The following is a 21,284-nucleotide window of genomic DNA, read 5'->3' as shown; positions in this document are numbered from 1 at the left end:
GCTCCAACCCATCTGACCTGCGGTGGAGTAGGCGAGCGTCGTTGTCGCGCACCGTCGGGGGGACTGCTTTGATGGTCGATGTCAAGGCGCAGGGGCCGTACCGGGGCCGGGACGGCGCAGCCGCGTCCAGGTCGACAGTTTCTCCGGGAGGATTCGTTGCCCCATTTGCGGGTTGCGCGGCACAGCCTGTTGTCCCGGCGTGGGAGTCGAGGACCGGGTCGGCAGCGGAGACAGTGCAGATACCGGCATGGCGGGTGCGTGGGCGCAAGATGGGCGATGTCGGCTGCTCATCGCGCAGTGAGGCCACGGCCGCCTTCGTGTTGATCCGTGAGTCGTCCAGGTGTGTCGGCGGCCTGCGTGCCGATGGTGCACCTGGTGTTGTTCGGCGGCAGGTGGCGGCTGAGCGCGTGTCCTGTCGATGGCCGATGGAACCAGGAAACAGCCCGAAGAGGAAACTGCCCCCACCGGCGGCACAATCGGCGTGCCGATGCCGGCCAGCAGGCGTCAGGCCGTCGCGGTGGAAGCGACAGGGTCGAAGGCTGGTCGCGCAGAACAGCGAGGTCGGTTATGGCCTCGCCGCCGTCGGCGAGCATCACCGCCCGGTCGGTCGCGACCAGTCCGGGATCGTGCCCAGTTCCGCGTGGCCGCAGCCGGCGCAGTGTGTCGGTGAAGGCGCCGGTCGGGCCGTGGCGTCGGCGAGATCAGCCAGCAGGCGGGACCTGGCATGGCTGACCACTCCACGCCTGTCGGCCGAAACCACAAGGCGGGGCCGTGACCCGGTAGCGCGCACTGACGAAGGTGCCTTCCCGGTGGGCTGACAGAGACTCTGGACAAGCCTCATCGCCCCAGGTCAGAAGGCGCCTTCGTCGGTGCACTCATGATCTGGACAGAGCCACAAGTGAAACGCGCAGGCTGGACAATCCGGCACATGGCCTTCGGTCACGGCGCACACCACTTCCTCGGCGGGCCCCCTGGCCCGCGCCGAGGCGCTTACCGCCCTGCCCGCGCTCTTCGGCCGCTTTCCCCGCCTGACCCTCATAGAGGATCATCCCTTCGACCACGTGCCGTCGTTCCTCATCCACGGCTTCCGGGAGATCCAGGTCTTCCTCGGCTGAACACCGGACGACCGCTTCGGTCTCCAGGACCCCGGCAGGTCCTGGTGACCGGAGACGCCGCCGGCCGGCACGACGCTCCCCCCGACTCGACCGCCCGTTCCGGACTCAGCCGATGCCCGTCGGTAGCGGTTCGTCCAGGAGGAAGGCGCGCAGCAGTGCGGTGTAGCGGCCGGGCTGTTCGCCCGAGATGGAGTGTCCGGCTCCTTTGACGGTCACCAACTCGGAGCCTGTGAGTGTGTGTTGGTACTCGGCGGTCACAGCGGGCTTGATGAAGTCGCACTCCCCTCGCATGATCAGAGAGGGGACGCGCAGGGTGCGCAGGCGGGGCCGTGGGTCGGGGAGTTGCTCGAAGTCCCTGACGGTCATCTGGTTGCTGTAGAAGCCCTGAGGGTTGTCGTGCGCCTTGGCGGGCGGAGCCTCCGCGCAGGTGGTGCTGTCCTTGCCCTGGAGCGCGACTTCATGCATCCAGTGGTCGACTTCGCGGTCGCCGACGAGCGCATGGGCGGCGCCGGGGTTGATCTGGAGGAGGAGGCTCGCCGCGATGATGCGGGGTTCGCTGTTCAGCCGGTCGAGCCGGGCCTTCTGCGCGGGGGAGAGGCGGCTCCAGGGTTCGCCGGCCTTGTGGCCGGGGTATTGGCGGCCCCACAGCGCGCCCGGCGAGGTGAAGACCGCTTTGGCGACGTGCTCGCCATGGGCGGCCAGGTACTGGGCGGTGAGCGATCCGCCCCAGGACTGGCCGACCAGGATGATCCGGCCGGCGCCGAGTGTGCGCCGGATCGCTTCCAGGTCGGCGACCTGGCGGGCGACGGTGTATCCGGTGACGTCCCGCAGCCGGGTGGAGCGGCCGGCGCCGAGCTGGTCGTAGGAGTAGACGTCGAAGCCGTCCGCCGCGAGGTCACGGCCCCCGGTGGGGACGCCCTCGCCGGGGGTGCCCGGACCGCCGTGCAGGAAGATCACCGGGGTCGGTCTGGGCTTGCCTGTGGCGGGGGCGTGGACGTAGGCGATGCGTGAACCGGTCGGCAGATCCCAGAACCGCACGCCGGGCGGGGCGGGGGCGGCCGTCGTGGTGGGCATCGGATGGAGGACGGTGACGGCGGCGAGGACGGCGACGGCCGCGGTCAGGCCGACCGTGAGGAACGCGGACGCCCGCAGGGCCGGGCGGCGGGCGAGTCCGAACAGGGCGAACGCCGCCCGGCCCAGCAGCCCGCCGGCCAGGGCGCCGCAGACGAGGCCGACGATGACCAGGACCGGCACGCTCGCGGTGACGAACGCCGCGGCGAGGAAACCGGCCACCGCCACGGCAGGGGTCAGCAAGAGCGCCAGGAGCAGCAGGACACCGCCGGCGACACGGCGGGGAAGTATGCGTGACATGTCTTCGAGGCTAGGAAGACAACGCGGTCGATCCGTCCAGCTCAGGGACGGTCCCGCCGCGTGTGGGGGCCGCCGTGCGGCGGGGTGGCACCCCCACCTCACGGCGGGGTGCCGACTCACCTCAGGGCCCGCCGGCGACCCACCTCACGGCCCGCTGCCGGGCCGGATCAGCCCCGTCTCGTACGCGGCGATCGTCGCCTGCACCCGGTCGCGTACGCCGAGTTTGCCGAGGAGGACGGAGACGTGGTCCTTCACGGTGGGCGGACTCACCCCCAGCACCGCCGCGATCTCCGCGTTGGAGAGCCCCCGCGCGACCTGCCGCAGCACCTCCGTCTCGCGCGGGGTGAGCAGGTCGAGCCGGGCCGCATCGAGCGGACCGGGACCGTCCGCGAACCGGTCTATCAGCCTGCGGGTCACCGCCGGATCGAGCAGCGCGGCGCCCCCGTGGACCACCCGTACCGCGTCGATCACCCGCTCCGGCTCGGTGTCCTTGAGCAGGAAACCGGCGGCCCCGGCGCGCAGCGCGGCGAACAGGTAGTCGTCGAGACCGAAGGTGGTGAGCACCAGAACACGGGTCCCGGGGCTGCGTTCGGTGATCGCGGCGGTCGCCGCGAGCCCGCCGATCCCCGGCATGCGGACGTCCATCAGCGCGACGTCCGGCCGCGCCGACAGCACGAGTTCGACCGCCGTGTCGCCGTCCGCGGCCTGCCCGACGACGCACAGGTCGGGTTCCGCGTCGAGGATCGCCGCGATCCCGGCGCGTACGACGGCCTGGTCGTCCGCGACGGTCACTCTGATCGCCATGGAAACGCCTCCGGGAGCCACACGCGTACCGCACCGCGGCCGGTCGTCGAGAGGGTACCGCCGGCGGCGTCCGCGAGGGCGCGCAGCCGCCGCTCCACCGCGGGAACGGCGGGTGCCGGACCGGAGACCTCCACGCCGTCGGGGAGCGTGCGCACGGTGAGGGTGACGCCCACGGCCATGAGCGCGGAGGCGGTCCGGTACGCGAAGACCTCCACGGCGGCGGGCAGCGGACGGCGTGCTCCGACGTGCCGGACGACGGCGCCGTAGCGCGCGGCCAGCGCGGTGATCCCCGAGACGGTGGGCGGAGGGGCGTCGTCCGCGTCGTCTGCGTCGTCCCCTGTTCGCAGCCCGGACAACAGGTCCCGCAGAGCGGTCAGTCCGGCGCGGGCCTCTTCCCGCACGGCCCGCAGGTCCCCTTCCTCCGTTGCGGCGACGACCGCCCGCGCGTGCCGGAGCGCCGTGTCCCGCAACGCGGTGGCGAACAGCAGACGCTGCGCGGACACCGCCGCGTCGGCGTCCCCGTCGAGCAGGACCCGCCGCCGGGCGTCCGCGGCCCGCAGCCGCTCATGCCGCCGGGCGGTCCGGCACCCCCACGACCAGACGGCGAGGGCGGGGAGGGCCAGCATGCCCGCCAGTACGGCCCAGGCCGCCGTCCGGCTGCCGGTGATGCCGCTGCCGCTCGCCAGCGCGAGCCCGCCCACGGCGGCCACGGCGAGCGGCGCGCACAGGCCTCGGCGCCACGGCAGACGCACCCCGACGCTGTGGACGAGCGTCAGCTCGACCCACCCGTACACCAGGAAGATGTCGCTCACCGGCGGCTGGGTCCAGCCCGCCCGGTCGCAGGCCCACCACAGCAGCAGCGCCGACAGCACCGCCGTGAGCGCGCGGCCGGGCGCCCGTGAGCGCCAGGCCAGCGGCACGGCGTGCAGCCCCGACAGCACGACGGTCACCAGTGCGGGCAGCAGGCCGCCGAACGGAGTCGGTACGTCGGCCGACAGCAGGCTCGCACCGAGCGACAGCGCGATCGCCAGGGCCACCAGCGCGTAGTCGAGCGCGGCCGTCCCACGCCACAGGGGCCACCGGCGGAGGGGAAGAACCGTCGCCGCGGGCAGCGCGGCGCGCACGCTCCAGCCCTCTCCCTCACCATGAGGTCCGGCGCGGAACGTCCCGCCCGTCGCGGTGACCGTGGCCGCCAGTCCCGCGAGACCGCGCCCGGTCCCGAGGCCCGGCTCGACGGCCGTACCGCCGTCGTCCGTGACGGTGACGACGAACAGGTGATCGCCGCCGGCCCGTACGGGCTCGTCCCGGTCGTCCGTCGGCTCGATCCGGACGCGCACGTTCGCGCCCGCGGCGTACCGGGCCGCGTTGGTCAAGGCCTCCCGGACGACCCGGTACGCCGCTTCCGTACTGCCCGGCGGTGCCTTGCCGACCGTGCGCCGGTAGTCCACCGCGTGCGCGGAGGCCAGCGCGTCGACCTCGGTGAAGCCGGCCGCGGTCGCGTCCAGCCCGGTGAGGCGCTCCAGTTCGCGGACGGCCTCCCGGCCCGCCTCGCCGGCGTGGCGCAGCGCGTCACCGGTCCGTACCCGGTCGGCCAGCCTGAGCGCGGCACCCGCGGCCACCACGATCCCGGTCAGCCGATGCGCGGCCACGTCGTGCAACTCCGCCGCCAGCCGGTCCCGTTCCGCCAGCGCCGCGAACAGCGGGACCGCCGCCGTACCGGCCTCGTAGTCCGCCCGCGCGGACCGGCGGGCCGACCGGTGACGGCGGGAGCGGCCCCTCGCCCAGACGACCGCCATCACCCCACCGGCCGTCAGCGCGACCCCCGTCACGTAGTGCGGCGGTTCACCGCGTAGGGCGGGGATCGCGGCGACGGCCAGCGTGAGCACGACGGCTCCCGTGAGGGACGAACCCGCGGTCCTGCGTACGGCCAGCAGATGGACCGTGATCAGCGCGCACACCGCCGCGACGAGGGCGAGGACCCACACGTGCCCCGCGAAGCCGTTCATCGCGCCACGCCGACGGCGGGCGAACGCTCGACGCTCCCCATTCCGGCAGACTAACCGGGCTTTTCCGGCTGGGGTGATGAGACGTCGTCGACCGTCGACTGGCGCGAGACGGAGGGCACTTTCTACGTGCGGGGTATGAGGTTGCGTCCCAAGATCCAGGTCAGTGCCGAGGATCGGGGGGCGGTCGGACATACCGAGGCCTGCACCGACGGAACCCCTCAGCAAGGTTCATCGCCCCAGGTCAGGAAGGCACTTTCGCGTTTCCGCCACAACAGCCGCCGTGCCCGACCGAAACGGCGAAGCCAGGGGAACCCCTGATCCCGGCCTCGGGGCGGCCGGACCGTTGTTCGGGGAAATCCCTTCGTCCCCCGGGTGGATTCGTCGTACTGGCGTGGACGGGCACCATCGTCCACGCCGACGGAGATCACAGGGAACAGCGAGGGCGGGAGAACCATGAGGGGCTCACGATTCGGGACATTGGCACTGCTGACGGCGTGCGCGCTGGTTCCCACGGCGGGCGGCGCGGTCGCCGCACCACCTGCCGTGGTACCGGACGGAACCGCGTTGCAGGCGGCGCTGGACCGGGTGACGGCAGCCGGAGCGATCGGCGCGGTCGCCGAGGTCCGGCAGGGCGACGCCGTATGGCGCGGCAGCAGCGGCAAGTCCAGGATCGGCGGCCGGCAACCGGCCCCCGTCGACGGCCGATTCCGCGCCGGAAGCGTCACCAAGACCTTCACCGCCACCGTGGTGCTCCAACTGGTGGGCGAGGGGCGACTGCGCCTGTCCGACACCGCCGAGCGGTGGCTCCCCGGACTCGTCCCCGCCCCCGGAGGCGACCGGATCACGGTCCGGGACCTGCTCCAGCACGCCAGCGGCCTGCCCGAGTACACCGACGGCCTGCTCGACGGCGACGCCCCGCGTGACCGCTTCCACACCTGGACCCCGGCCGAGCTGGTCCGACGGGCCGTCAAGGACGGCGACCGGGACCGCCCTCTGCTGTTCCCGCCGGGCACCGATCACCACTACTCCAACACGGACTACATCGTGCTCGGCATGATCGTCGAAAAGGTCACCGGCCGTTCGTACCGCACCGAGATCGACCAGCGCATCATCCGGCCCCTCGGACTCCGGGACACCCGTCTGCCGGGCTCCTCTCCCTTCATCACCGGGCCCCACTCCCACGGCTACGAACCGGTGGAGAAAGCGGACGGGACACTCGTCCCGGTCGACTACACCACCGTCAACATGTCCGTCGCCGGCGCCGCGGGCGAGATCATCTCCACCACCGCCGACCTCGACCGCTTCTTCCGCACCCTGCTCGGCGGCGGTCTCCTGCGCCCGGCCGAGCTGCGCGAGATGAGCGCCGACCCCAGCGGCGGCGGCTGGGGCCTGGGCCTGGAGATCGCCACGCTCCCCTGCGGCACGATCGTGGGCCACGGCGGCGGCACCCCCGGCTACCGCACCATCTCCTTCCACACGCTCGACGGCACCCGCCAGGCCACCGTGGACTGGACCGACTGGGGCACCGACGCCGGCGTCGACCCTGCGGCCCTCGCCCTGATGACCGCCGCCCTGTGCCCCTCTGACACCCGGTCCGCCACGGTGTCCTGACGCGGAGGGCGGGACTTCCGCGCCGAGGCTGCCGGACCTCCCGCCACGCCTGTGTCCGCGGCCTGGAACGGTGTGCGCGGCCCGGCGTCCCGCCCCCGTCGAACGCGATGCCGTCGCCCGTCGGTGCGGGTGAACCCGAGCGCGTCGCGGCCTCGGGCTCATCCCGTTGACCCTCGGTACAGGTCTCGGTCACACCGCGCCTAGGCTGCGGGCGTGGATTACAGCGAGCTTGAGGCGGACGTTCTGCGGCTGGTCGTCGGGGCAACCGAGGCCGGCGTTCGTGCCTTCGGCGAGGAGACGGTCACTCGTCTGGTGCGGCCGGAGCTGCTGCGCGGTGCGGCCGAGGACGAACTCACCGAAGCGGCCCGGGCGGCACTGGCCACCGCGTGCGCGAACGTCCTGACGATCAGCGCCGCCGAGCTGCACGACGAGCTTGCGACGATCTATGACGGCATCCTGGTCGACGACGATCTGGACCCTGGAGTCCTCACCGCCATCACCGCGTTGGCGCACTGGAAGAGCTACCTGGAGCAGAACCGGCGCGGCGAGCTCTACGAACTCGCCATCCGTTCCATCGAGGACATCGACCACGAGGTCTCCGCCGACCTCGACGACTTCCTCGCCACACCGGAGATGGCCGCCGAGTACGAGCGCATCCGCCGGCTGCTGGACCCCGGCGCAGGGCAGGAACGCGGGACCCACCAAAAGTAGTTCCGGAACCACGGCGACACGGGCGGCCTGGCGCTCTGCCCGTCGCTGTTCAGTCCCCGGCCCGTATCAGCCCGCTCTCGTAGGCGAAGATCACCGCGTGGATGCGGTCGCGGAGGCCGAGTTTGGTCAGGATGCGGCCGAGGTGGGTCTTGACGGTCGTCTCCCCGACGAAGAGACGGCCGGCGATCTCGCCGTTGGCCAGCCCCCGGGCGACCAGGGCGAGGACTTCCCGTTCCCGGTCGGTGAGCGCGGCCAGGCGGCTGCGCTGGGCCGGCACGGACGCGGGGGAATCCCGGACGAAGCGTTCGACCAGGCGCCGGGTGAGTGAGGGAGCCACCATGACCTCGCCCCGCAGCACCGCCCGGACGGTCACCAGGATCTCCTCGGCGGGGGCGTCCTTGACGAGGAAGCCGTTCGCACCGGCCCGCAGGGCCGCGTAGGCGTACTCGTCGAGGTCGAAGGTGGTGACAACGAGGATCTTGGGCCCATGGGGCTGCGCGCAGAGGTGTTCGGTCGCGGCCAGCCCGTCCAGACCGGGCATGCGTACGTCCATCAGGACGAGGTCCGGTTCCAGGGCGGCCACGCCCGTGATCGCCGCGTGGCCGTCGGCGGCCTCGCCCACCACGGTGAGGTCGGGCTGGCTGTCGACGACCATGCGCAGTCCCATCCGGATCAGTTCCTGGTCGTCGCAGATCAGCACCCGGGACGATGCCGGAGCGGGAGTCGGGGTCGGGGTCGGGGTCGGGCCGGTCACGGGGTCGCCGCGCTGGGCTCGGGCCGGGTGGGGCGCAGGGTGGCGGTGACCCGGTAGCCCCCGTCGGGTGTGGGTCCGGCGTCGACGCTCCCGCCGTACAGGGCGGTGCGTTCGCGCATGCCGGTGAGTCCGTGACCGGAGGAGAGCGGTGGGGCGGGGTGCTCCGGGACGGTTCCCCGTCCGGCTCCGGCCGAGTTCTCGACCCGGACGCGGACCAGCCGCCCGGGCCCGTCGGAACCGGTGTCGACCCGTACGAGGATCGTGGCGTTCGGCGGCGCGTGCTTGACGATGTTGGTGAGCGCCTCCTGCACGATGCGGTACGTCTGCGCGGTGAGATCCGCCGGGAGGCCGCCCCGCTCTCCGCGCAGGTCCAGTCGGGCGCGCGTGCCGCTCGTGTTGAGGCGCCCGACCAGCCGCCGAAGATCGGCCGAGAGGGACTCGGCGGCCCCACCGCCATCGAGGCTGGGGCCGCCCGGGCTACCGGTGGGGACGTCCGTGTCGGGGGTGCGCAGCACGTCCAGCAGCCGGCGCAGTTCGTCCAGGGCCTCGCGCCCGGTCGCGCTGATGACGCCGAGGGTGCGGTCGACGACCGTGGGGTCGGCGTGCCGCATCAGCCTGCCGCCCTCGGCGTTCAGCACCATCACGCTCACGCTGTGCGTGAGGACGTCGTGGATCTCGCGGGCGATGCGCGCCCGTTCCTCGGCGACGGCGACCCGGGCCAGGGCGAGTCGCTCCGATTCGGCGAGCGCGGCCCGCCGCTCGAACTCGGCGGTATAGGCGCGCCGGGCACGGACGTACTCGCCGAACACCCAGGCTCCGGCCAGCAGGAGCCCCACCGCGAGCGGGGTGAGCCAGGCGCCGCGGGCGCCCGGGCCTCCGTAGTCCCGTTGCCAGGCGGGGATCCACAGCAGTACGCAGCCGGCGGTACAGATCACCGTCGCCGCGGCGGCGCGGCGCAGGCCGCGTACCGTGAGGGTGGCCAGGACCGCGGCCAGGGCGACGGCACCGCGTCCCGGTTCCTGTCCCCACACCTGTCCGAGGTACTGCGCCCAGAACGCGGCCGTCACCAGGGCCGCGACCAGCACCGGCCGGTGGCGGCGCCACAGCAGGGGCAGCACCAGCGCCACGTACACGACCGCCTGTACCCAGACGGGGCGCCAGCCCGGCTGCGGGCGGATCACCGGGGGCACGGCCACCAGCACGACCAGCAGCAGGTCCGTCAGCCACGGATGTCCACGCCGCAGGCGTGGCAGGGTCTCGATCAGCCGTTGCACCGCCTCACGCTACGGCCGGGGCCCGCTCCCCGGCATCGTCCTGGCGGGCGTCACGGGGTCCTCCCGCAGTCGTACGGACACCGGCCGGGGATACGACGTGCGGCCACCCCGGGCGCTTCCAGCATGGCCGGCATGTCGATCACCACCGAGTTCCTCAGACGGCCCCTCATGACCGGTGCCGTGGCGGCCAGCTCACGGCGGCTGGCGTACGCGATGACCGAGGGCATCGGCTTGGAGCGGGCCCGGCTCGTCGCCGAACTCGGCCCGGGGACCGGGGTGTTCACCGACGCGATCCTCGCCCGGCTCGCACCCGACGCACGGCTCGTCGCGGTCGAGCTCAACCCGGTGCTCGCGGCCCGGCTGTCGGCCACTCGGCGCGACACTCGGCTGACCGTGGTCCAGGACACGGCCGCCGACCTGGCCGCCGTGGTCGGCGAACCGGTCGACGCCGTGGTCTCCGGGCTGCCGTGGACGGTCATGCCGCAGGACCGGCGCGGGCACATCCTGGACGCCGTGACCGAAGTCCTCGCGCCCGGCGGCCAGTTCACCACCTTCGCCTATCTGCACGCGGCCTGGACCCCGCCCGCCCGTCACTTCACCGCCGAACTCGCCTGCCGCTTCGACCGGCTGGAGCGCTCGAAGGCGGTGTGGGCGAACCTCCCGCCCGCTTTCGTGCACCGGGCCACCCAGAGGCCATGACCGAGACCTGGAGGATCGGCGAGCGGGACGGGAACATCCGCGCGGCGATGGGGCGGAGGCTGCCAGTCCAACGCGCCGTCCGGGGCGCCCTGGCAGTTCGTCACCTGAGACGAGGACGACGCCCTGCGGCAGAGGCGGGTACTTCTAGCAGCCTGCCCCGTCCCGCCAGGGCACATCGCCGATACCCGAGCCAGCGGTACGGCGGCGGCTCTACCGTCCAGCCCGGACACTGATCACGGGGCGTACGGAAGGGGTCGAGCGGCGGGGCGGGATCTGGGGCTGGACGGGGTGCACAAGCACGAGAGATGCGCACGGCGGGCGGACGTCACCGCAGGGTCCTGGGCTCCGGCCCTCGGTCGGGGATGACGGCCGCTGACCGGCTCATGAACAGGCGGTCTGCCGCGGTCGCGAGCGGTTGCCACCACAGTCGTGACCGCAGTCGCGGCCGCCCGCCTCGCGCCTGCGTCCTCAGTGTCGAACAGCCCTTACTCAGGCCGGAGTTGAGTACGTGTGCTCATACCCGGTGACCGTTGCGCGGCCAGGATGGGTGCAACGGCGCAGCCAAGTGCGCCGGGTTGATCCTGCTGAGTGTCGGGGGAATTCTCATGGCGCGTCGTACCGTTCTGGCCGTGACTGCTGGTGTCGTCGTTCTCGGAGGTGCCGGAGCCTTCGCTCTCGCCTACGCCGGGGAGCAGCCCCTCTCGGTGGCGCACAGTGCCGCCCGCTACACGGCCCCCGTCGGTGAGCGCGACGGCTCGTTCACCTTCACCACTGACGTCACGGCGTCCGCCGGCGTCAAGAACCTGAAGGTGCTGGCCTGGCCGGCGAACTCGTCCTTCGCCAAGGAGGGGCTGACCGCCAAGGACATGGCCGCCGTGGAGTCGGCCGTGTGCAAGCCGTCCGGTGGGGACACGGCGCGCTGCACCTACACCGTCAAGGTCACCGGTGCCGACTCCGAGGCGTCCCCGCGCGGTGCGTGGCACGTCGCCGTCCTGGCCACCGCCAAGGACGGCGAAACGAAGCTGGTCACCAAGGCCGCGGACTTCACCGTGGCGTGATCCGCACGGACATGTGATCGTGCGTGTAGATGGGGTGTTGGCGGTTGTGCGAAGTGGGCCGGGGGCACCCGCTCCCTGGTCTTTGGGGTCGGCGGAAGGCAGGTCGTGATGGCCGCGAACGAGCCGTGGCGGATGTCCGTCGACGGTGAGGAGTTCGAGGTCAGCCAGCCGGACGGCCGGCCGGGCGACTACTCCTTCACCTGGCTGACCGGGCCCGACCCCCAGTACGGGTTCGGGCTCAGCACTCGCCCTCCGGTGCAGGCCGGCAGGGCATTTCTGGAGGAGTCCATCCGGGATTTCCTCTCGCAGGTCGACCCCGACACCGGATACATCGAAGGATGAACCTACTTCGGCTGCGTCGCGATCTGGATCAGGTTGCCGCAGGTGTCGTCGAAGACGGCGGTGCTGACGGGCCCCATCTCCAGGGGCTCCTGGGTGAGGCGGACACCGAGGCCGCTCAGACGCTCGTACTCCGCCTGTACGTCGTCGACGGCGAACTGCGACCCGGCCCAGTCCTCGCACCCTCCGACCCGCCGGTGCGTGAGCAAGTCCTCTCCCTGGTCAGGCCTGGGGCACCGGCGCGGGGCACGGTCAGCCCGGGTGTACCCCTCGGCAAGGGTCGCCAAGATCCTCAGAGGACTCATAATCCGTCGGCCGTGGGTTCGAGTCCCACCCGCCCCACCTTTGCAGGTCCCTGACCTGCGGAAACGTTCATTTTTGGGTGTCGGGGCGGCAACTTCGCCTGGACGGACTGAATCCACTGCTCGTGGATTTGGAGTCGGGCGGTGCTCGGGGTCTGGGACCCCTCTGACCTGCGGCTGAGTAGATGATCGAGGGCGTGGCTCGTGGTCCGGGCGACTGCTTCGAGGGCCGAGCCGAGCCCCAGGGGCCCTACGGGGGCCGGGACGGCGCAGACGGGTCCAGGACGACGGTGTCTCGGAGTCGGTTCGGGCAGTGCGACGAACGGGACGCCGAGCTGTTCGAGCTTGTCCTCGGCGAGCTTCTTGTGCCAGAAGTGCGGGACGTGGGGCGTCTGGTCGCTGGTGAGGATGCTGGTCAGGACGAACCGCCGGATGCCGGTGCGGTGGGCGGCCTCGGCGAGGTTGGCGTTGCCGACGGTGTCGATGTCGTGCGCGTTCTTGCCGCCGCGGGTGTAGCCGGCGGCGGTGGTGATGACGGCATCGGCGCCGTTCATGGCGGCGACGAGCGAGTCTAGGTCGAGCATGTCGCCGCGGGCGATCTCGACACCCCGCCTTTCGAGCCTGCTCGCGTCGGTGGTCGGCCGGACCAGAGCGCGGACGTTCTTACCGCGCTTGAGCAGTTCGTCGACGACCTTGCCCCCGAGGGAGCCGGTCGCGCCGACGACGAGGACGGGGAGTGCGGTGGTCATGGGAGTCTCACTTTCCATCAGGTCAGTGGTGGGGGATCAGGTGAGCGAGGCAGTGGTGGCCGCGGACGCGGGCGCCGTCGGCCCGGGCCGCTCAGGGGCCGGCCTGTGGTGGGCGGATCCGCGGCGCGGGTCACCGCCGGCCTGCAGGAGCCGGCCGAGGTCCAACGCGGCCCGGACGCGGGTGCTGCGCCCGTCCTCGATGTGCGGCCGGCCGGCGACAGGGAAGGGCTCCCCGGCCCTGCGGGGTGCTGCCCTGCCCCGGATGAGTCCTGTCCTGCCTCCACCGGGACAGCTCGCGCTTGCCCCGGATGCCGAGGCTCGGCGCACTGGGTCTTTGCGACAGTTGGGGCGGCCGGCTCCGTTCAGCACGGGTCTGAACGAGCCGAGTGCGCTGCAGCACCGTCCACTTCGCGGGAACGCCGGAAACGAAGCGCACTCCAGGCCCGAACCGGGGTGCGGGCCCGGAGGAGTTACTCGGAGTCTTCCCGTGGAACAGCGCGGCCGTTGATCGCGTCGGCGATGGCGTAGGCGGTGCGGACGAAGGACTCTGCCTGCTGCGCCGACAGGTTCACCGCGGAGGTCTCCTCCAGGGCCCGCCACATGGCTGCCAGGGGCTCGCGCATGGCACGGCCCTTGTCGGTGAGGTGGACGACCATGACGCGCCGGTCGTGTGCGGCCGGCTCGCGCACGAGCAGGCCGGCGTCCTGCATGCGGCGAAGGGACTTGGAGACGGTGGAGTGGTCCAGGCCGACGCTTTCGAGCAGCTCGGACTGGGTCTGGCCGTCCCGGTCCAGGAGCTGCATCAGCAGCAGTTCCTGTCCGGGATGCAGATCCATCTCGCGGAGCATGGCCGCGGCGCGGGCGCGGTGGGCGCGGGCGAGCTGGAAGATCGCGTAACTCATCGGCCCCTCGTTGGCCGTAGAGGGGGTGCGGTGGGTGGAGGCGGGCATGATGTGGTTCCTCAGACGGTGTGGGTGGGGTAGTCGGTGTAGCCGGCCACTCCGCCGCCGTAGAAGGTCGCCGGGTCGGGGGTGTTCAGCGGCGCGTCAGAGCGTAGCCGCTCGACCAGGTCCGGGTTGGCGAGCGCGAGGGCGCCGACGGAGACAAGGTCGGCCGTGCCGTTGTCGACGTCCTCGGCGCGGGTGGGCAGGTCGGTGCCGGCCCGGTTGAGGATCAGGGTGGTCGGCCACAGCGCGCGCAGGGTGCCCAGCAGCTCCTCGTCGCCCGCGTGCATCACGTGGAGGTAGGCGAGGCCGAGCGGGCGCAGGGCGTTCAGGAGCGCCGGGTACAGCTCGGCGGTGTCGGACTCGGCGATGTCGTTGTAGGGGTTGCCCGGGGAGATACGGATACCGGTGCGCTCGGCGCCGATCTCGTCGGCCACCGCGGCGGCTACCTCGACGGCGAAGCGGATGCGGTTGTCGAGGGAACCGCCGTAGCGGTCGGTGCGCTGGTTGGTGTTGTCGGACAGGAACTGGTGCACCAGGTAGCCGTTGGCGCCGTGGATCTCCACGCCGTCGGCGCCTGCCGAGACGGCTGCCGCTGCGGCGCGGCGGAAGTCGTCGACGGTCGCCGCGACCTCCCGCGTCGACAGAGCGCGGGGCACGGGCATCTCCTGGGGCCCGGAGGCGGTGAACATCGCGCCCTGCGGCTGGATCGCCGAGGGGGCGACCGGCTGACGGCCGTGCGGGGTGTTGTCGGGGTGGGCGATGCGTCCGGTGTGCATCAGCTGGATGACGATCCGGCCGTCGGCATCGTGCACGGCGTCGGTGACCTTGCGCCACCCGGCGATCTGCTCGTCATTGTGGATGCCGGGGGTGAGGAGGTAGCCCTGGCCGTCGGCGGAGGGCTGGGTGCCCTCGGTGATGATGAGCGCGTGCGAGGCCCGCTGGGCGTAGTACTCGGCGTTCAGCTCGGTCGGTACGCCTTCGGGTGTGGAGCGGTCGCGGGTCATGGGGGCCATGACCAGGCGGTGCGGGAGGGAGATGTCGCCGACGGTGGTCGGTGTCCACAGGGCTTTCAGCATGGGGGGTCCTTCGGTTCGGTGATGATCGGAACAGGGGGAAAGGCGGGCGTGATCAGTCGACGGTGAGGACGAGCTTGCCCCGGACATGCCCGGCGTCGCTGACCTGCTGGGCCGTGGCGGCCTGGTCGAGCGGGTAGGCGGTGACGGTGGTGACGAGCTTGCCGGTCGCGGCGTCCTGCGCCAGCGCGGTCAGGCGGGCGGCCGAGCGTTCCTGGCCACCGCTGGAGAAGGTGATGCCGAGCTGGTGCGCGCGGAAGTCGGCGATGGTGACGATGCGCTCGGTGCCGCCCCGCAGGGTGATGGAGTCCTCCAGGGCTCCCTTCCCGGCCAGGTCGAACACCGCGTCCACGCCGTCGGGGGCGAGCGCCCGGACCCGCTCGACCAGGCCCTCGCCGTAGAGGGTCGCGGTGGCGCCGAGCGAGGTGAGGTAGTCCTGGTTGGCGGGGCCGGCGGTGGCGATGACGCGTGCTCCGCGGGCCGTGGCGAGCTGGACCGCCAGGGTGCCGACCGCTCCGGCCGCGCCGTGCATCAGCACGGTCTCCCCGGCGGTGACGCCGAGCAGGTCCAGGACCCGCTCGGCCGTCTCGGCGGCCACCGGCAGCGCGACCGCGTGCTGCCAGTCGAGGCCGGCGGGTTTGGGGACGACGGTGGTGGCCAGCGCGTACTCGGCGTACGAGCCGGTGTCCGACCAGCCCAGCACCTCGTCGCCCACCTGCACGTCCCGCACGCCCTCACCCAGGGCGTCCACCACGCCGGCGAGTTCGCCGCCGGGGACGGCGGGGAGCGGCGTCGGGAACGCGGCCTCCATGGCCCCGGAGCGGATCTTGCCGTCCAGCGCGTTCAGCCCGGCTGCCCTGACGCGGACGCGGATCTGCCCGGGGCCGGGCTGCGGGACCTCGATGTCCGCCTCGTGCAGCACGTCCGTGCCGCCGAAACGGTCGAACAGGATGGCTCTCATGACGACTCCTCTCGTGCCGCCACCCATTTAGGTGGCTGGACACATAATCAACGTAACAGCAAACATGTGGCTAGCCAAGCATTTGCTGTCGGTGTCGAAAAGGATCAGATCCAGAAGGGGGCGCAGGCGATGGTCCTGTCCACGATCTCCTCGGCCGGGGCGTCGGCCTGCTCGACCGCTCCCGTCGCCTCGGCCCGGCCCTGAGCGCCGTCGAACGGCCTCGAAACCGACCGGCCCGCCGTGGACGCCGGCCTCACCCCGCCCTGCCGCAGCGGCCGCACCGAAGGCGCCAGCCGCACCAAGAGGATCGTGAGACAGATGCAAGGACGCGCCGGATTCGGCCTCCTCCGCCACCGCGTCCTCCTGCCCTGACGGACACCCAGCGACACCACCCACTACTGGCCGGAGCCGTTGGATCTACCAGGTCTGCGGATGGCCGTGAGGGTCTCGGCGCGTTTGACGGCCCGCCTGGATCTCGTCCCCAACGCCGTGGTCCTGGGAACACCCGCCACCTCGACGCCGCCGTCGCCCGGCTCCGCGCCGAGGGCCACGCCGTCGGGGACGAGGGCGTGGCCCGACTCTCGCCGCTCAAGGACCGGCACACGAACTCCGTGGACCGCTACGAAGTGCTGCGACAAGGCGAATCGATCTTTGACGAGTTGCGCGATCAATGGAAACAGCGGATCGGTTCCAGCGAGCTCGCGAGCCTGGAGACGCACCTGGCGGACCTGGTCGGACCGGGAAGCCGAAGGTGTACGCGATCACCCCGATGGCTGTCGCCCGCTCCTTCACGCGATGCGCGTCATCTCGGAGGGCACCGGCCGCGCCGCGCCCCGACAGCCGCACGAGGGCGACGCCGACAGGCATCGCCCGGCGGTGTCGAGGGATGGCCGGATTCTGCTCATCGGCGTGATCGTGCCGGCGATGGAGCCGGCCGTGGGATCGGCCAACGACTGGCTGCCGCCGTTGAGGTCTACGGACTCGGCTTCCTCGGCGACGAGGCCGGCCTGCGCCCTGCCATGGTCGTCGTGCCGGCCTGTGCCGTATGCGTGGCCTTCCGGGCCCCGGCGGTGAACACCGGGGCCCGCGCCGAGACTCCGGCCGCGAGGCACGCCGGCGACTCCGACGTACCCGCCACCGCCGACGACGCGGGCTTCACGGAGCGCACGCCCAACCACCGTCCTTGCTGCGTACCACCGTTGAGGGGCTGCGGCCCGGCCCTGGGGCGGCAGGCGAGACGCAGGAGTCGCCGTGTGCGCGGTGGCCGGAGCCACGGGGGCGCGGGGCGCCACGCCGGTGTGGCCGCCGGATCCTGGTACTGGCCTGGTTCACGTACTGGACGAGGAACGCGGACGGCGAAAGTCAGGAGTCGCAGCAGCCGGAAGACGCCGTCCGGACCCCGTCGGTCCAGCACGGTTCGCACTCGGCCAGAGCCGGTCCGGGCGACCATCCGCGCGGCCGGACCACCAGAGCCGCGGTCATCGTGGTCGCGAGGAACTCCGCGCCGAACTCGCCGAGCCGGGGCTGACCGCCGGTTGTGCCCCCGGGACACGGCCGGGAGGAGGGCGGTGTGCCGTCCGTCCGGCCCGCTCGGGTGTCCCGGCGAGAGCCGCACCGGGGCACAGACCGCGCAGGCTGTCCAGCTTCTCGGCGTCCTCGGTTCCGCTGCCGGCCGAGTAGGCGACGATTCGGAGGTCGGATCCAGGGACCATGAGGACGTCGAGGTCGAGGGCCAGGTCACCGACCAGGGGGTGCTCGATGGTCTTGCGGTCGCCGTCGTGGAGGCCCGCGGTGCCGTTGGACCACAGGTGGGCGAAGCGGGAGCTGGTGTGCAGCAGCCGGTCGACAAGTGTGGTGAGGCGGGCGTCGTGGGGGTAGACCACTGCCGTGACCCGCAGGTCGGCGACGAGGGACTCCTCCTCGGCCTCGTCGCCCGCCCAGGAGCGTATGGGCCAGGCGGCGATGGAATCGACCCGGTGACCGCCGCTGGAACGGAACATTCCGGCGACGAGATTGCCCTGGTCCCAGCCGTAGGTACGAGGGTCGCCGACGGTGGTGGTCCACATCCGGTTCCAGCTGACCAGCGTCCAGTCGGCGGCGTAGACCGCGACCGGCGCATCACTCATCTGCCGCACGAACCGATGCACCCTCGGCGGCACGTGCAGCGGTACATGGCCGCCGGCGGGCGGCGCGAGACTGGCGCAGCGGAACAGGTGGTCGCGCTCGGAGGTGTCCAGCCGCAGGGCTCTGGCCAGGGCGGTGACGACCTGGACGGAGGGATTGCGGGCGCGGCCCTGTTCGAGCCGCACCACGTAGTCGACCGACAGACCGGCCAGATGGGCCAGTTCCTCGCGACGTAGACCGGGAATGCGCCGGGCGGGGCCGGTCTCCAGTCCGCTTGCCAGGGGCGAGAAGCGCTCCCGCCAGCCTCGCAGGGCGACGCCGAAGTGGTTCGTCGATGCCATGCGATCATCATCGTTCGAATTCCCTGCCCGAACAGGACCTCCTTTCTCACTTCTGGGTAAAGCCGGGGAGGTCTCGCGGCTCGGTGCGCCCCCTACCAGGAGCGCGGGCGTTCGTGCAGGTGCGGCGCCGCGGGGCGCGACCGGTCGTGGTGGCAGGTGCCGGTCCCGGCTTTCTGGCCGTAGAAGTCGCTCATGGGGGCGTCGGTGACCAGCGAGTCCTGGTGCGGGGCGGTCGCGCTCACGGCTGGAGTGCGGGGTCCGGTGCGGTGTCCGCCGTGCCCTTCGCGGCCGGGGCCCAGTGGGTCCGGGTGAAGGCGGCGGCGGAGGTCAGCGCCTCGTCGGCTTCGTCGAGGACGGCGGCGAACGACTGGAAGACGTGCGGGACTTGGGGCCAGACCTGGAGTGCGACGGGTACGTCGTGGTTGGCGGCGCGGGCGGCCAGTCGTACGGCGTCGTCCAGCAGGATCTCGTGCGAGCCCACCTGGATGAGCAGTGGAGGCAGGCCCGTGAGGTCGGCGAAGACGGGGCTGGCCAGCGGTTCGGTGCCGGACGTCCGAACGAGGTAGTCACGGGCGCGGGTACGCAGGGCCTGCGGGGTCAGCGCGGGGTCCAGACGGGCCTTGCCCGCCACGCTGGCGCCGGACACCGTGAGGTCGGCCCAGGGCGAGAACACCGTGGCCGACGCAGGCTGGGGCAGGCCCGCCTCCCTGGCCGCGACCAGTGTCGCGACGGTCAGGCCGCCGCCCGCGGACTCGCCGACGAAGGCGATCCGGTCGCCGGGGATCGCCTGGTCGAGCAGCGCGCGGTACGCGGCCACCGCGTCCTCGACGGCCGCGGGGAACGGGTGCTCGGGAGCCAGCCGGTAGTCGACGCAGACGGCACGGGCACCGCAGCGCCGGGACACGTCCGCGGCCAGGCCCGCCGCGTCGGCCGCGGAACCTATGGCGTACGCACCGCCGTGGAGGTACAGCAGCACGCGGGACGGATCGCTGCCGGGTGTGTCGACGGTGACGACGGGCACGCCGCCGAGGTGCCCGGGGGCGGTCGTGACATCCGGAGGCAGCGGTATCGAGGTCATCATCTGGTGGAAGACGGCGCGCGCTTCGGCCACGTCGCCTCCGACGTCGAGCGGCGCGTGGCGGAGCATCTCGTCGAGGGCGCGGCGTTGTTGCCCGGACATGGCGGTGCCTTTCGTACGGGGTGGATGCGCGGAGGGAGCGTGGGGGTGCCGACGCTCAGCGCGGCGGGCCGAGGATGATCTGTCCGTACAGGTCGGCGGCCTCGGCCATCCGGTCCTTGGACATCTCGAATCCTTCGGGCCGGGAGGCCGACAGGTCGCGCCCGGCGTGCCGGAACATGCCCTCGATACCGCCCGGAGTGCAGATCATCAACAGGTCCGCGGTGTCCGAGGTGATCCGGTAGCCGTGCGGGACGTTCCTGGGCAGGTAGACGATGCCGCCCTCCGACAGTTCCATCTCCTGGTCGTCCGACCACAGCAGCGCGGTGCCCTTGATGAGCATGAAGATCTCGTCCTCGCGGGTGTGCATGTGGTAGGGCGGTGCCTCTCCCTTGGAGACGCTGAACCGCCCGACGGTCAGTTGGCCCTCGGTGGCCGCGCTGTCCAGGAGTACCGCGAACTGACCACCGTCGAGCCATTCGAGTTTCTGCTGCTGATCGGGCTGAGCGAGATAGGCCATGCTCATGACAACGTCCGTCCTGTGCGATCGGCGGGCGCTCCGCCCTCGCCTGTGGGAATGAGCGCGACGACGGGGATCACTCGTCGCGTCTTGCGCTGGTAACCGGCGAAGCCCGGGCAACGGCGGGCCTGCTCCGCGAACGCGGTGTCGCGCTCGGTGCCACGCAACTCCTCTGCGCGTACGGCGATTTCGTCGTCATCCGCCTGGATCCGGACATCGGGCTGCGCGAGGTGGTTGTGGTACTGGTCCGGATCGCGGTCGGAGCCCGCCTCGGAGGCGAAGACAAGATGACGGCCCTGATCGGCCAGGTACGTCATCGGATTCACCCGGGCGGCACCTGAGCGCGCCCCTACGGTGTGCAGCAACAGCACCGGGGCCCCGGCGAACCCCCCGCCCAGCTGTCCATGGTTCGCGCGGAACTCCTCGATAGTGCGTTCGTTTAAACCGGCTGTGTCAGCCATTGTCTCTCCGGCGGGGGAGGGGGTGGACGGTCTGCGAGCCGGGCAGCGCGCGGTGTGCCGTGCCCATGCCCTGGCCAGGCCGGGGCTCCGGGCTCGGATCTTCATGGTCCTCTTCGGGGACCCGACGCCGCCAGACGCGAGGCTGAGACCAGCAGTACCACCTGGCGGTTTCGGAGCCTCGGGGCCGACGGCCGGACCAGGACGGTCCTGGCCTTCTCGCCGAACGGGCGCTGGTACGTGAGGAGACCTGCATGCGGGTCTGGCGTGAATGCGCGAGCGGAGAGCGGCAGCGGCGGCTCTCCGTGGGTCTAATTAGGCTCGACACCGCGCTGCGGGAGGCGGCCGAATACTTCGGCGAGATCGGACGCGGGCGGAGACGACCTGATGGGACAGGGAACACCCGCGGTACGGGCTGCCGAACGGCGTCCCGTCGAGTGGTGCAGCCGGTCAGGGCTGTGGAACGCGCGGGTGTCTCCCCGGGGCGTGCACCCGCCGGCCGTTGTCGCTCCCTGAGCGAGGGCAGGCTGCGCACCGGCCTGCCCCTCGCGCCCGCCGACCCGGCCACGTACTACCAGGGCGGCGACGCGGGCTATCTGACCTACCTCACCTACCGGCACACCGCCTGACCGACACGAAGGACGAGGAAGAACCATGAATGCGCCGAACAAGCCCCAGGACGACGCCCGGACGGCCGTCATCATCGCCGGCCGGGTCTTCGCCCCGGTCGAGGACGTCGAGACGTTCGTCGCCGAGGCACGGGCGACGTCGTACCCGCTCCCGCGGCGAACCCGGGGAACGTGCTGATCTCGTTCTCGGTGGCTCACCAAGTGGGGTCCGCGTATACGCAATGAGGTGCGCAGGTTCGAGGTCGGCGAGAAGGACCCCCT

20 protein-coding genes and 4 pseudogenes are annotated in these 21,284 nt (G+C 72.0%); 8 read left to right on the top strand and 16 right to left on the bottom strand.

Annotated features, from left to right (window positions below):
* Window positions 1-539 precede the first annotated feature (539 nt).
* The 4 genes and pseudogenes from OHB00_RS16990 to OHB00_RS16975 form a co-directional block, all read right to left on the bottom strand.
* Window positions 540-841 (bottom strand): annotated as a pseudogene (locus OHB00_RS16990) (hypothetical protein); the annotation flags it as partial.
* A 379-nt stretch (window positions 842-1,220) separates the two neighbouring features.
* Window positions 1,221-2,486, bottom strand: a complete 1,266-nt coding sequence (locus tag OHB00_RS16985; RefSeq protein WP_406435744.1) for an alpha/beta fold hydrolase — start codon at window positions 2,484-2,486, stop codon at window positions 1,221-1,223.
* A gap of 144 nt (window positions 2,487-2,630) precedes the next feature.
* A complete protein-coding gene (locus tag OHB00_RS16980; protein ID WP_406435743.1) occupies window positions 2,631-3,290 on the bottom strand; it encodes a response regulator in 660 nt (219 codons plus the stop codon).
* Entirely contained in the window at window positions 3,275-5,296 is a 2,022-nt protein-coding gene (locus OHB00_RS16975; RefSeq protein WP_406435742.1) for a histidine kinase, read from the bottom strand. Before OHB00_RS16975 ends, OHB00_RS16980 begins: the two co-directional genes overlap by 16 nt.
* Before the next feature lie 453 nt (window positions 5,297-5,749).
* On the opposite strand from OHB00_RS16975, the gene OHB00_RS16970 reads away from it, so the two are divergent.
* Window positions 5,750-6,907, top strand: coding sequence for a serine hydrolase domain-containing protein (locus OHB00_RS16970; protein ID WP_406435741.1), 1,158 nt, complete (start codon window positions 5,750-5,752; stop codon window positions 6,905-6,907).
* Between the two features lie 213 nt (window positions 6,908-7,120).
* Window positions 7,121-7,618: a hypothetical protein gene (locus OHB00_RS16965; RefSeq protein ID WP_406435740.1), complete on the top strand. Its 498-nt coding sequence runs from the start codon at window positions 7,121-7,123 to the stop codon at window positions 7,616-7,618.
* Between the two features lie 49 nt (window positions 7,619-7,667).
* Here OHB00_RS16965 and OHB00_RS16960 read toward each other — a convergent pair whose 3' ends face one another.
* Both OHB00_RS16960 and OHB00_RS16955 read right to left on the bottom strand, forming a co-directional pair.
* The gene (locus tag OHB00_RS16960; RefSeq protein WP_406435739.1) at window positions 7,668-8,372 is read right to left on the bottom strand and encodes a response regulator; all 705 of its coding nucleotides are present in this window, start codon (window positions 8,370-8,372) and stop codon (window positions 7,668-7,670) included.
* Window positions 8,369-9,646, bottom strand: coding sequence for a sensor histidine kinase (locus OHB00_RS16955; RefSeq protein WP_406435738.1), 1,278 nt, complete (start codon window positions 9,644-9,646; stop codon window positions 8,369-8,371). The genes OHB00_RS16960 and OHB00_RS16955 overlap by 4 nt, the downstream gene beginning before the upstream one ends.
* 132 nt (window positions 9,647-9,778) lie before the next feature.
* Between OHB00_RS16955 and OHB00_RS16950 the strand changes: the two genes are divergently transcribed.
* The 3 genes from OHB00_RS16950 (at window position 9,779) to OHB00_RS16940 (ending at window position 11,745) form a co-directional block, all read left to right on the top strand.
* The gene (locus OHB00_RS16950; RefSeq protein WP_406435737.1) at window positions 9,779-10,345 is read left to right on the top strand and encodes a class I SAM-dependent methyltransferase; all 567 of its coding nucleotides are present in this window, start codon (window positions 9,779-9,781) and stop codon (window positions 10,343-10,345) included.
* A gap of 605 nt (window positions 10,346-10,950) precedes the next feature.
* Window positions 10,951-11,403: a DUF5707 domain-containing protein gene (locus OHB00_RS16945; protein ID WP_037717249.1), complete on the top strand. Its 453-nt coding sequence runs from the start codon at window positions 10,951-10,953 to the stop codon at window positions 11,401-11,403.
* Window positions 11,404-11,511: 108 nt separating this feature from the next.
* Window positions 11,512-11,745: a hypothetical protein gene (locus OHB00_RS16940; RefSeq protein ID WP_406435736.1), complete on the top strand. Its 234-nt coding sequence runs from the start codon at window positions 11,512-11,514 to the stop codon at window positions 11,743-11,745.
* A 2-nt stretch (window positions 11,746-11,747) separates the two neighbouring features.
* Here the strand turns inward: OHB00_RS16940 and OHB00_RS16935 are convergent.
* The 5 genes and pseudogenes from OHB00_RS16935 to OHB00_RS16915 form a co-directional block, all read right to left on the bottom strand.
* Window positions 11,748-11,906 (bottom strand): annotated as a pseudogene (locus tag OHB00_RS16935) (VOC family protein); the annotation flags it as partial.
* A 137-nt stretch (window positions 11,907-12,043) separates the two neighbouring features.
* Window positions 12,044-12,793 (bottom strand): SDR family oxidoreductase, encoded by a 750-nt coding sequence (locus tag OHB00_RS16930; protein WP_406435735.1) that lies wholly within the window; start codon window positions 12,791-12,793, stop codon window positions 12,044-12,046.
* A gap of 470 nt (window positions 12,794-13,263) precedes the next feature.
* Complete coding sequence (locus OHB00_RS16925) at window positions 13,264-13,743, bottom strand: MarR family winged helix-turn-helix transcriptional regulator (protein WP_406435734.1); 480 nt, start codon at window positions 13,741-13,743, stop codon at window positions 13,264-13,266.
* A gap of 11 nt (window positions 13,744-13,754) precedes the next feature.
* Entirely contained in the window at window positions 13,755-14,816 is a 1,062-nt protein-coding gene (locus OHB00_RS16920) for an alkene reductase (RefSeq protein ID WP_406435733.1), read from the bottom strand.
* 52 nt (window positions 14,817-14,868) lie between these two features.
* On the bottom strand, window positions 14,869-15,774 hold the full coding sequence (locus OHB00_RS16915) for an NADP-dependent oxidoreductase (protein WP_406435732.1): 906 nt from the start codon (window positions 15,772-15,774) through the stop codon (window positions 14,869-14,871).
* Window positions 15,775-15,987: 213 nt separating this feature from the next.
* On the opposite strand from OHB00_RS16915, the pseudogene OHB00_RS16910 reads away from it, so the two are divergent.
* A pseudogene (locus OHB00_RS16910) lies at window positions 15,988-16,146 on the top strand (ISL3 family transposase); the annotation flags it as partial.
* A gap of 1,106 nt (window positions 16,147-17,252) precedes the next feature.
* On the opposite strand, the gene OHB00_RS16905 reads toward OHB00_RS16910, so the two are convergent.
* The 5 genes from OHB00_RS16905 to OHB00_RS16885 all read right to left on the bottom strand — a co-directional run bounded on the left by OHB00_RS16905 (window position 17,253) and on the right by OHB00_RS16885 (window position 20,397).
* On the bottom strand, window positions 17,253-18,239 hold the full coding sequence (locus tag OHB00_RS16905; RefSeq protein ID WP_406435731.1) for a helix-turn-helix domain-containing protein: 987 nt from the start codon (window positions 18,237-18,239) through the stop codon (window positions 17,253-17,255).
* 92 nt (window positions 18,240-18,331) lie between these two features.
* Window positions 18,332-18,481, bottom strand: a complete 150-nt coding sequence (locus tag OHB00_RS16900) for a hypothetical protein (protein ID WP_406435730.1) — start codon at window positions 18,479-18,481, stop codon at window positions 18,332-18,334.
* Window positions 18,478-19,419, bottom strand: a complete 942-nt coding sequence (locus tag OHB00_RS16895) for an alpha/beta hydrolase (protein ID WP_406435729.1) — start codon at window positions 19,417-19,419, stop codon at window positions 18,478-18,480. Before OHB00_RS16895 ends, OHB00_RS16900 begins: the two co-directional genes overlap by 4 nt.
* Window positions 19,420-19,474: 55 nt before the next feature.
* The gene (locus OHB00_RS16890; protein WP_406435728.1) at window positions 19,475-19,942 is read right to left on the bottom strand and encodes a cupin domain-containing protein; all 468 of its coding nucleotides are present in this window, start codon (window positions 19,940-19,942) and stop codon (window positions 19,475-19,477) included.
* Window positions 19,939-20,397 (bottom strand): nitroreductase/quinone reductase family protein, encoded by a 459-nt coding sequence (locus tag OHB00_RS16885; protein ID WP_406435727.1) that lies wholly within the window; start codon window positions 20,395-20,397, stop codon window positions 19,939-19,941. Before OHB00_RS16885 ends, OHB00_RS16890 begins: the two co-directional genes overlap by 4 nt.
* Window positions 20,398-20,918: 521 nt before the next feature.
* Between OHB00_RS16885 and OHB00_RS16880 the strand changes: the two are divergent.
* Window positions 20,919-21,023, top strand: a pseudogene (locus OHB00_RS16880) (alkene reductase); the annotation flags it as partial.
* A 25-nt stretch (window positions 21,024-21,048) separates the two neighbouring features.
* Window positions 21,049-21,201: a hypothetical protein gene (locus OHB00_RS16875; protein WP_406435726.1), complete on the top strand. Its 153-nt coding sequence runs from the start codon at window positions 21,049-21,051 to the stop codon at window positions 21,199-21,201.
* Window positions 21,202-21,284: the final 83 nt, after the last annotated feature.

This window comes from Streptomyces sp. NBC_00631, assembly GCF_045206895.1.
GTDB lineage: Bacteria > Actinomycetota > Actinomycetes > Streptomycetales > Streptomycetaceae > Streptomyces.
This window is presented reverse-complemented; position numbering and strand designations above follow the sequence as displayed.